The 9,968-nt window shown below is 71.8% G+C and carries 6 protein-coding genes; 1 reads left to right on the top strand and 5 read right to left on the bottom strand.

Annotation, left to right across the window (positions count from 1 at the left end; translation table 11 throughout):
- Positions 1 to 148: 148 nt before the first annotated feature.
- A complete protein-coding gene (locus tag M4I32_RS12870; protein ID WP_319034883.1) occupies positions 149 to 1,372 on the top strand; it encodes a cation:proton antiporter in 1,224 nt (407 codons plus the stop codon).
- Between the two features lie 6 nt (positions 1,373 to 1,378).
- Here the strand turns inward: M4I32_RS12870 and M4I32_RS12865 are convergent, their stop codons facing one another.
- From M4I32_RS12865 to M4I32_RS12845, 5 genes are all read right to left on the bottom strand, one after another.
- The gene (locus M4I32_RS12865) at positions 1,379 to 1,948 is read right to left on the bottom strand and encodes a TetR/AcrR family transcriptional regulator (protein ID WP_319034882.1); all 570 of its coding nucleotides are present in this window, start codon (positions 1,946 to 1,948) and stop codon (positions 1,379 to 1,381) included.
- A gap of 30 nt (positions 1,949 to 1,978) precedes the next feature.
- Entirely contained in the window at positions 1,979 to 3,373 is a 1,395-nt protein-coding gene (locus M4I32_RS12860) for an NtaA/DmoA family FMN-dependent monooxygenase (protein ID WP_319034881.1), read from the bottom strand.
- 44 nt (positions 3,374 to 3,417) lie between these two features.
- Complete coding sequence (gene add / locus M4I32_RS12855; RefSeq protein ID WP_319034880.1) at positions 3,418 to 4,422, bottom strand: adenosine deaminase; 1,005 nt, start codon at positions 4,420 to 4,422, stop codon at positions 3,418 to 3,420.
- Positions 4,423 to 4,883: 461 nt separating this feature from the next.
- Positions 4,884 to 6,074, bottom strand: a complete 1,191-nt coding sequence (locus M4I32_RS12850) for a MalY/PatB family protein (RefSeq protein WP_319034879.1) — start codon at positions 6,072 to 6,074, stop codon at positions 4,884 to 4,886.
- 220 nt (positions 6,075 to 6,294) lie between these two features.
- On the bottom strand, positions 6,295 to 9,894 hold the full coding sequence (locus tag M4I32_RS12845; RefSeq protein ID WP_319034878.1) for a lamin tail domain-containing protein: 3,600 nt from the start codon (positions 9,892 to 9,894) through the stop codon (positions 6,295 to 6,297).
- Between the last annotated feature and the right edge of the window lie 74 nt (positions 9,895 to 9,968).

Genomic DNA, 9,968 nt, shown 5'->3' with positions numbered 1-9,968 from the left:
TCACGCCTGCCCAACACCACCAACCCGACCCCGATCAAGACCCCACCACCACCGCCCGACCCATCGGTGGATTCGGGCTCAACGACCCGGGGCCCGGACCACGCAACCCCGTTGACACTCCCGCCGAACTGCGCCAACGTGTCGCACCGTGTACCTCGCCATCGCGCTCGTCGCCGCACTGACCTTCGTGCTCAGTGCGTTCTCGCTGTGGCTCGAACGCCTCGGAGTTCCCCCGCTGCAGTTGGCGCTGCTGGCCGGGGTGCTGGCCGGTCCGTTCGTGTTCGGCGTCGTCGACCCCCAGGGCCTGGGCGTCGACAGCCTCCACGTGCTCGAAGAGATCACCCGCGTCACCCTCGTCATGGCGCTGCTGGGCGTTGCGCTGCGTTTTCCCGCCGGATACTGGAGCACCAACCGCCGCTGGGTGATCGCGAGCATCGGGGTGGGGATGCTGGTGATGTTCGCCGTCGCGACCGGCGCGGTGCTGCTGGCCGGCATCCCCCTGCTCACCGCGATGCTCATCGCCGCCGCGATCACGCCGACCGACCCGGTCGTCACCACGCCGATCGTCACGGGGCCGCTCGCGCGGGAACGCATCCCCGAGCGGGTGCGGCTGAACATGTCGAGCGAGAGCGGACTCAACGACGGCCTCGGCTATCTGCTGCTCATGCTGCCCGTGCTGCTGCTCACACGTGAGACCGGCACGGCCTGGAGCGAGTGGTTGACGGCGACCCTGCTCCTCGACGTGACGCTGGCGGTCGCCCTCGGCCTGGTCGCGGGATGGGCCGCGGGGCGCCTGCTCGACAAGGCGATCGAACGCGGCTGGACCGAGGATGTCGCACTCTTCGGCTACGCCCTGGCGTTCGCGATCGGCATGCTCGGGATGCTGCGCGTGCTGGGCGCCGACGCCGTGCTCGGGGTGTTCGTGGCGGGCGCGATGTTCGGGCGCCAGCTCGCACCGCACCTGCGCGAGCAGCTCGGCGAGCGCGCCGACGCCCTCGCGCGCATCTTCATCCTTCCCGTCTTCGCGCTGCTCGGGGTTCTGCTGCCCCTGGATGCCTGGGGCCAGGCGGGCTTCGCCCTCGTCGCCGTGCTGCTGCTGGCGGTGATCGGCCGGCGGCTGGCGGGCATCTGGCTGACGCGGCCGATCTACGCGCCGCTGCACTCCCGCGCCGAGTCGGCCTTCATGTCCGCGTTCGGCCCCGTGGGCGTCTCGGCGCTGTTCTACGCGTGCGTCGCGGTGCGCCACACGGGCGAGGACATCGTCTTCACCGCCGTCACGCTGGCGATCACGCTCTCGGTCATCGTGCACGGCCTCGCCACGCGCCCGCTGGGCGAGTGGCTCCAGCGCAAGGAGGCCGCGCGGGCGGGCTGAGCGCCGTCACCGGTTCCGGTCCAGCATCCCCCGGATGCTGTCGCGGTAGGCCTCGCGCAGCTGCTCGGCCTCCACGCCGGCCACCAGCAGGAACTGCAGTCCGCGCCAGAGCGCGATGACCTGGATGGCGGCGCTCGAGGCACGGGCGGCCGGGTACCCCTCATCGACCAGCACGGAACGCACGGTCTCGACCCACTCGCGTCCGACGCGCTCGGTGAACGCTTCCCATTCGTCGCGGTCGCGCATCGCGACGCCGAATCGCTGAAAGAACAGCCGCACGAAGGGGCGGCTGTCGGGGTCGGCCAGGTCGTCCCAGGCCGCGAGCAGCCGCTCCTCGAGGTCTCCCGGAGCGCGCAGCCGAGCGAACATATCGCGCAGGCGGGGGAACCGCTCGAACGCGGCGTCCGCTGCCTCGTCGATCAGCGCCTGCTTCGAGCCGAAGTAGTACAGCAGCATCCGGTTGTTCGATCCGACGCCCCGCGCGATCGCGCTGAGGCTCAGGTCGACGACCCCCTCACGCAGGATCAGGTCGACGACGAGCCCCCGCAGTCGCTGGCGCTCCGGTGTGCCATCCACGTCCGTCATCGTACGAGAGGGGCGCGGGAGTCACCCGGCTGCGGATGCCGGCGCGGCCAGCACGGGGTGCGCCGGGCCCAGCCGGTCCGCCCCGGGCGTCTCGCTCAGGCGCGCCCGCAGGGTGTTGCCGGGCTCGCCGTCGCGCAGCCGCCCGCGCTCGCGCAGCAGCGGCATGACCAGGCGGCCGAAGTCCTCCAGGTCGTGCGGAGGGAAGACGGGCTCGATCAGAAAGCCGTCGAGGTCGGTCTCGGCGATCAGCTGCTCGATCTGGTCGGCCACCTGCACGGGGTCACCGACGATGCGGAAGCCCCGCGTGCCGCGCCCGCGCAGCTGGTCGAGGATCTCGCGCACCGTCGGGGCGTCTTCGCCGAGGAAGCGCTCGATGTTGCTCGTGCCCATCTGACCGACGGGGCCGCCGGCATCCATCACCTGCTGCAGCGTCTGGTCGGGGTCGAGGGCCAGCAGGTCGATGCCGGTGTTGCCGGCGTACAACGACGCGACGATCTCGTCAGTCTGCATCGCGTCGAACTGCGCCTCGTACTCGCGCGCCTGCTCCGCCGTCTCGCCGACGAACACGGTCAGCCCCACCATCAGCCGGATCACCTGCGGGTCACGCCCCGCCTCGGCGGCGAGCCGCCGGATGTCGGCGACCGCAGCGGCGGTGCGCGCCGGAGTCGTCGCCTGCACGAACACGCATTCGGCGTGGGCTGCGGCGAACGCACGGCCCGCCGGGGACGTGCCGGCCTGAAAAAGCACCGGCGTGCGCTGCGGCGAGGGCGGCGAGCCGAAATAGCCGCGCGAACGGTAGTGCTCTCCGTCGTAGACGACGGGGCGGATGCCGTCGCGCCGGGCGAGCACACCGCTGTCGCGGTCGCCGACGTAGGCATCGTCGTCCCACCCGGTCTCCCAGAACCGCGAGGCGAGCTCGACGTACTCCGCCGCCATGGCGTAGCGCGTGTCGTGCGGCACCATCTGATCGTGGCCGAACACGTCGGCGACGGCGTTCTGCGAGGCGCCGGTGACGATGTTCCAGCCGATACGGCCGCCGGTCAGGTGGTCGAGCGTCGAGAAGCGTCGCGCGAGCTGGACGGGATGATCCAGCCCCGTCGTCTGCGTGACGACGAATCCGAGCCGCTCGGTGTGCTGGGCGAGGACCGGGATGAGATAGTCGGGGTCGAGGGCGGGAAAGTTGATGCCCTTCTCGGCCGCCACACGCGGCAGGTCGCCGTCGATGAGCGGGTACCCGTATCCGCCGGCGAAGAAGAGGAAGTCGAAGCCCGCCTCCTCCAGCGTCTTCGCCATGCCGATCCAGTGCTGCGGGTCGAGGTAGCCGAGGCTCTCGCTGCGCGGGTGCGCCCAGCTGAAGGTGCCGCCGACCTGCGGGCCCATGACCTCGAAGACCCCGAAGTGCAGTGTCTTGCTCATGCGGCGCTCCCTTCTTCGTGGTTGGCGACGCCCGCGGCTTCGAGTCAGCGGTCGATGCCGGCCTTCGCCGCGGCCTTGACGTCGGCGGGCGCGAGGGTGGTCTCGATCGACGTCCAGGCACACGCGGCGAGCTGCTCGTCGCTCAGGCCCAGGCTCGTGCGGCACAGCTCGTACTCGGCCAGGATGTCGGGGCCGAACAGGATGGGGTCGTCGGCGTTGATCGAGCACCGCACACCCTGCTCGAGCAGGTAGGTGAGCGGATGCTCGCCGATCTCGGCGACGACGTCGAGGAGCACGTTGGAGGTGGGGCACACATCGAGCGGGATTCCGCGTTCGGCCAGCTCCGCGACGAGGGCGGGGGCTTCGACGGCGCGCACACCGTGCAGGATGCGGTCGGCGCCGAGCGCGTCGAGGGCCTCGCGCACCGATTCCGGTCCGACGAGCTCGCCGGCGTGCGGCGTGGACTGCAGGCCCGCGGCCCGGCCGATCGCGAACGGCTCGGCGAAGTCCGCGCACGGGAACCCGCGCTCGTCCGCGGCGAGCCCGAGCGAGACGACGCCCTCCCCCGCGAAGCGCGCGGCCGAGCGGGCGACCTCGAGCGCGGGTTCGAGCCCGGCCATGCGGTCGATCGTGGGCATGAATCCGAACGCCACGCCGTGCGTGGCCGAGGCGGAGCGCGCCAGGTCGAGCATCTCGGCGAGCGCCGCGTCGTACGACCCGTACCGCTCGGCATAGAAGTGGGGGCTGACCCCGAGCTCGAGGTAGGCGACGCCCTGCGCGGCCTGATCGGCGAAGATCTGGTCCATCAGGATGCCGAGGTGATCGGGGTGGTCGAGCGCGGCGAGCAGGCCGCGGTAGGACTCGATGAACGCGGTGAAGCCCCGGAAGGTGTCCACAGGCGGGGGCTCGATGCCGAGTGCGTCGGACATCGCCACGAGGGTCGCGGGCCTCATGGCGGCCTCCATGTGCAGGTGCAGGTGTCCCTTGGGCAGCGCGCGCAGGTCGCGGACGGTCGCGGGGTCGGCGGGGGTCGTCTCGGTCAGTGTCATGCCCGGTCTCCTCGGCGTGCTCCGGTGCGTCAGGAGCGTCGTGTGGCGCCTCGGGCACGTGTGGCGCCCGAGTGAATCGATTGGTTCAACTCTAGGGAGGCCCTGTTTCGCCCGCGTGACGAGTCGGTGCGGATGCTGTTACATTGCGCGCGCGGCCGTCGGACGTGTGCCGGACGTCGGACATCTGCCCGGCGTCGGACCGGGTCGCGCCCCGGCATCCGACGCTCGCCGCATCCCCGACGCCGGGTGCGGGTGTGCTCGCGCGCCGCCCCGTGCACAACTGCGGGTGCCGCGGGCGACACGCCGCGGCACCCGCCCCTGTCTCGGCGCGCCGGGCACAAACCCCGCAGTTGTGCACGCGGGCGGCCGCACAGCACACGCCGGGTCGCCCTGGCAAGAACCCGCGGCTGCGCACGCGGTCGCGCCCGCCCCGAGCCCCGGCGGCCCGCAGCCGCCCCGCGTCAGGCCGCGGCGCCCTCGCGCGCGGCCAGCGCGCCCGCGATCCGCTCGATCGCCTCGCGCAGCAGCGGCCGCGGCATCGCGAACACGAACCGGGTGTACCCGATCGCCGCCTCGCCGCACGCCGAGCCGTCGGTCATCGAGACCCCGGCCCGCTCGCGGAACCACTCCGCCAGATCGCCCTCGAGCCCGATCCCCCGAAAATCGAGCAGCGCGATGTAGGTGCCCTCGGGCACCAGCATCCGCACGCCGGGCAGCAGCTCGTCGACGAGCGACGCGAGCAGCCGCCGGTTGCCGTCGAGATAGGTGAGCACCTCGTCGAGCCATGGCCGGCCCGACTCATACGCCGCGACGTTCGCCACGACTCCGAGCGTGGAGGTGCCGTGCCCGGCCCACTGCCCGAACGACTCCCAGGCCGCCTCGTCGGCCTCGTTCGAGAGGATCACCTGTGCGCACTTGAACCCCGCCAGATTCCAGGCCTTGGAGGCCGAGGCCGCCGTCACCGTGTGCTCCGCCGCAACCTGCGAGATCGACGCGTAGGGCACGTGCACCCCCGGAGCGTAGACGAGCGGCGCGTGGATCTCGTCCGAGAACACCCGCCCGCCCTTCTCATCGACGATTGCGGCGATCTCGAGAAGCTCGGCCCGCGTCGCGACCGTGCCGATCGGGTTGTGCGGGTTGCACAGCACCAGCAGCTCGCCGCCGTCATCGAACGCCCTGCGCAGACCGTCGGGGTCGATCAGCATCCGCCCGTCGACCTCGATGCTCGGCACCTCGATCACCCGCCGCCCGAGCATGGGCGGCACCGACAGGAACGGCATGTACGCCGGCGTCGGCACGATGATCGCGCCCTCGGCCGAGATGAACTGCTCCATCGTCACCTCGAAAGCCGCGATCACGTCGGGCACCACATGCACCCGCTCGGCCGGCACGTGCCACCCGTACGTCTCGGCATACCAGCGGGCGGTCGCCGCCGCGAGCGCGTCGGTCAGGTGCGTCGGCAGATACCCGGTCAGACCGCGATCCAGCGCGCCTGACACCGCCTCGTTCACCGCGGGCGCCAGCCCGAAGTCCATCTCGGCGACGAAGGCCCCGATCGTGTCGGGGAAGCGCGTCCACTTGACGCTGCCGGCATCCCGCAGATCGGTCGCGGTGAGCGCGTCGATGCGCGCGTCGAAGTCTGCCTGGGTCACGGGTGCCCTCTCGTGATGGATGCTGCGCCGGCAGCCGCGAAGCGCCGGCCACCGCTGCCAGCATGCCACGCACCCCCGACACCCGCCCGCGCGCCCGGAGCGCCTCTGTCTTACGCCGTCACATCCCGCCGCGCGCCCGAGAACACACGCAACGCGCGAGCGCACACGTTCTTTGCGTGTGCACTCGCGCGTTGCGTGTGCAGTCGGGGGCGGATGCCGCCTACCCGGCGCGCACCCGGCGGCGCACCGCGATCACGCCCGCTCCGGCCAGCAGCAGCATCAGCGCGAGCGCCAGGGCGCTGCCCGACTGCTCGGAGCCGGTGCTCGCGAGCGAGCCCTCGGCCACGATCTGGATGCTGGTCCAGCCGAGCAGCTCGCCGTCCTCGGTGTAGACGGCCAGCCGGTGCGTGCCGAGGGCCGCGTCGGCGGGGATCGTCACGGTGATGTTGCCCGCGGCATCCACCGTGCCCGAGCCGATCTGCATAGGCGTGGAATACATCCACACCTCGACCTGGATGCCGGCGTACTGCGAGCCGACGCCGATCGTCACGGTACCGCCGCGCTCGGCGGTGTCGGGCGCGGTGACATCGCCGCTGTTGCCGTCGACGAGGTCGTCACCCGGCAGCGGCACGTCGTCCGCGGGAGTCGGGTCCGGCAGCGTCGGGTCGCTCGGGTCCGAAGGGTCGGTCGGCTCGCCCGGGTCCGAAGGATCCGTCGGGTCCGTCGGGTCCGTCGGGTCGCCCGGATCGACGGCCCCCGCGGGCACGGTCCCCACCCGCAGCGCGGCCGGGTTCTCGCCGTCGGCGAACCACCAGGCCGCCCGCGGTGACACACCCGCGAGCGCCACCGGCGCCGTCGCGAAGCCCTCGTTGTTGATGTTGGGCATCGTGGCCGGGCGGGCGACGTGCGCGACGTCGGGCTCGGACGTGCCGTTGAGCGTGATCTGCGCCGCGGTGCCGTCGCACCCGTTGTCGCAGACCGCCCACATCACGCCGAGCACGGTGTCGTAGTCGAGCGCCATGACGCCGGGCAGCCCCGCGTCGATCTCGGCGACCAGCGCGGCCGAGCCGTCGCCGTTCAGGGCGAAGGCGAACACGCCGCCGCCGTCCTCGACCGCCACGAAGAACAGCCCGTCGCCATGGCCCGGGTAATCCGACGGCTCGTACGCCGCGTCCGTGTTCCCGTCGACCAGCCCGGTCAGGTCACCGTCGGCGACCCACTCGACCGCCTCGATTCCGAGGTTGGCTCCGACCTCGGGCAACAACCCGGTCAGATCCCATTCCTGGGTCGCGACCACGTCCGGCCCGGCGGCATCCGGGTCGACCTTCAGCACGATGTTCTGGTTCACGCCCTTGTCGGCGTTGTCGCGCTCCGAGGCCAGGTACACCCAGCCCACACCGTCGAGGGTGATGCCCTCGGTGTCGGGCCCGGCGGCCGACGGGTCGGCGGCATCCGCGATGAACCGCGCCCGCTTTCCCTCTTCCCAGCCGTCCGCGAAGACCGCGGTGCCGTCGGCGGCGACCTCGAGCTTCCAGAACACACCCGTGCCGTTGTCGACGGCCCAGAGGAACGTGCCCTCCGACGTCTGCTGCGTGTCGAGTCCGGAGCCGTCGGCGAGGAACGTCGGCGTCTCGTCGATCACCGTGACGTCGGCCGATCCGGGCCAGTCGCCGACCGGGATCTCGCCCACGCAGATGTTCGCCGCGCCCTTGGTCGACTCGGCGGTCACGTCGAAGACGCCCGCGGTGTCGGGGCAGCGACCCCACGTCGTGGCGGCGTGATCGGAGCCCCACGTCGTCGAGTCGCGCAGCGCGTCGCCCTCGAACAGGCGCACGGTGTCGTCGCCGCCCAGGCCGTAGCCGAGGTCGTCCGCCTCGATCACCAGGTAGCCGCTGGCGGGGATGCGGGTGCCGGCCGGGATCTCGTACGCGTGGTCGTCATCGTCGTCCTTCACGACCAGGCCGCCCACGTCGAGCGCTGATGCCGTCGGGTTGACCAGCTCGACCCAGTCGCCGGGCGTGCCGCCCGAGGACTCGACCTCGTTGATGCGCGCGGGGTTGCCGCACGCGTTGGCCAGGCCCTTGGTCGAGACGGCGAGGTCGGCGAACTCGCCGGTGCCGTCGGCGCAGCGGCCCCAGACGCCGTCGGCGTGGTCGGGGTACGCGTACTCGGCGACCGTCACGCCCTGCGCGTTGCGGATCGTCACGGTGTCGCCGCCGCCCAGACCGAACTCGAAGTCGTCGGGCTGGTCGAAGACGAAGAAGCCGCCCGGCGCGAGCGTCGTGCCCTCGGGCAGCGGCGTGGTCTCGGCGGCGTGGCCGATGGGGTCGTTGTCCATCAGCGTCCAGCCCGAGAGGTCGACCTCGCTCGCACCCAGGTTGATGATCTCGGCCCAGTCGGTCGCGTCGCCGTTGGACTCGATCTCGTTGATCGCGATGTCGGGCAGCACGCACTCGTTGGCCTCGCCGGGGGTGGCGTAGGCGAGCACGAAGGGTCCCGTGCCGTCGGGGCAGCGCGCGAGCGTGGCCGCCGCGGCATCCCCGTCGATCATGGCGTGGCCGGCCCACGGCTCGGAGTCGTCGATCATGTCGCCGGTCGCATCGAAGAGGCGGATGCGGTCGGTGCTGCCGATGCCGATCGGGGCGTCGAAGCGGCTCTCGCTCCCGTCGACCAGCCCGATGGTGTCGGCCTCGACGACGAGGTGCTCGCCGCCGGCGATCATCGTGCCGGCGAGGAACTGCCAGCGGTGGTCGTCGGAGTCGTCGCGGATCTCGTATCCCGAGATGTCGAACGCCTCGGTGCCGGAGTTGTAGAACTCCACCCAGTCGGCGGGCTGCGAGTCGATCTCGTTGATCAGGATGTCGCCGGGCTCGGGCAGCGGCTCGCAGGTGTTGGCCTCGCCGGGGGTGACGACGGTCGCGTGCGCCCAGTTGTCGGAGCCGTCGGGGCAGCGCGCCCAGGTCGCCAGCGGCGCGGTCGCCTCGTAGGCGTAGGCGTCGACCTCGGTGCTCGAGGCGTCGTAGAGCACGACCGCGTCGCCCTTGCCCAGGCCGAAGCCGAAGTCGATGTCATTGACGAGCACGACGTAGCCGCCGGGCTCGATCACGGTGCCGTCCGGCACGGCGCCGAACTCGTCGCGCTTGTCGTCCGAGATGCTCCAGCCGGTCAGGTCGACGGCATCCGCGCCCCGGTTGAACAGCTCGACCTGGTCGGCGTCGAGGCCCGAGATGTCGTCGTAGACGATCTCGTTGACGACGATGTCGGATGCCGCGGGCGCGGGGTCCGTCGGGTCCGTCGGGTCGGTCGGGTCGGTCGGGTCGGTCGGGTCGGTCGGGTCGTCGCTCGGGAACGTGTTGGCCGCGCCCTTCGTGGCCGCGCTCGTCAGCGCCCACTCGCCGGCGTCATCGACGCCCCAGGTGGTGTCGGCGTGGTCGTCCCAGCCGTACTCGTCGACGAGGGTCTCGGCGGGGTCGAACAGGCGCACGGTGTCGCCGCCGCCGAGTCCGAAGTCGAAGTCGCCGACGCCGTCCTCGATGCTGTCGAGCACGAGGAACTCCCCCGCCTCGACGGTCGTGCCGTCGGGGATGACGTACACGTGCGTGTCGTCGTCGTCCTTGACCACGTAGCCGTCGAGCACGACGGCCGCGTCGGTGGGGTTGTAGAGCTCGATCCAGTCGCCGGGCGTGCCGCCCGAGGACTCGACCTCATTGATGCGGATGCCGGGATCGGCGGCGAAAGCAGCGGACGGCACCGCGACGACGGCTGCGGCGCTGAGCGCGCACACCACCGTTGCCGCGAGTCCGGAGTGCAGACGAGGCATGGGACTCCTGAGCAGAAGAAGGTCGGGTGGGCTTCCACACCATCGAGTCCGGCTGGCCGCGCGGCATCCGCTCG

The organism is Microbacterium sp. LRZ72 (assembly GCF_033792225.1).
Classification (GTDB): Bacteria; Actinomycetota; Actinomycetes; order Actinomycetales; family Microbacteriaceae; genus Microbacterium.
The sequence above is the reverse complement of the archived record's forward strand: the minus strand, read 5'-3'. Positions and strand labels throughout refer to the sequence as shown.